At 72.6% G+C, this 434-nt stretch carries 1 pseudogene; it reads left to right on the top strand.

What is annotated here, in order from left to right:
• Positions 1 to 39 precede the first annotated feature (39 nt).
• Positions 40 to 434 (top strand): annotated as a pseudogene (locus tag HV826_RS36505) (AsmA family protein); the annotation flags it as partial.

Raw genomic sequence — 434 nt, 5'->3', positions numbered from 1 at the left:
CGGGTGCCGGATCAGCTGTCCAAGGAAGCTGGCGGCGCGATGAAGCTGAACGCGAAGGTGACGGGCGCGGCGGCGAGCGGCGGCGCGCTGCGCTTCGACGCGAAGGCCGACCTGAACGGCGTGGACATGCGGCCGGGCCTGCTGGTGAACAAGGCGCCGGGGCAGCGGCTGGAGGTCGCGGCGGCGGGCACGTACGCGCCGGCGAAGACGGGCAGCGGGATGACGGTGAACGTCACCAGCATGAGCCTGGGCGCGCTGGAGGACACGGTGACGGGCACCGCCACGGTGGCGCTCGCGGGCACGGGCAAGAAGGCGACGACGACGTTCAAGGCGGACGTGAAGGCCGCGAAGCTGGATGCGGAGAAGTTGTTGATGAGCGAGGAGCAGGTGCTGGCGCGCACGGGCGGCAAGCCGCCGCCGGAGCCGCCTCCGGG

This window comes from Myxococcus sp. AM010 (assembly GCF_013372585.1).
GTDB lineage: Bacteria > Myxococcota > Myxococcia > Myxococcales > Myxococcaceae > Myxococcus > Myxococcus vastator.
The sequence above is the reverse complement of the archived record's forward strand: the minus strand, read 5'-3'. Positions and strand labels throughout refer to the sequence as shown.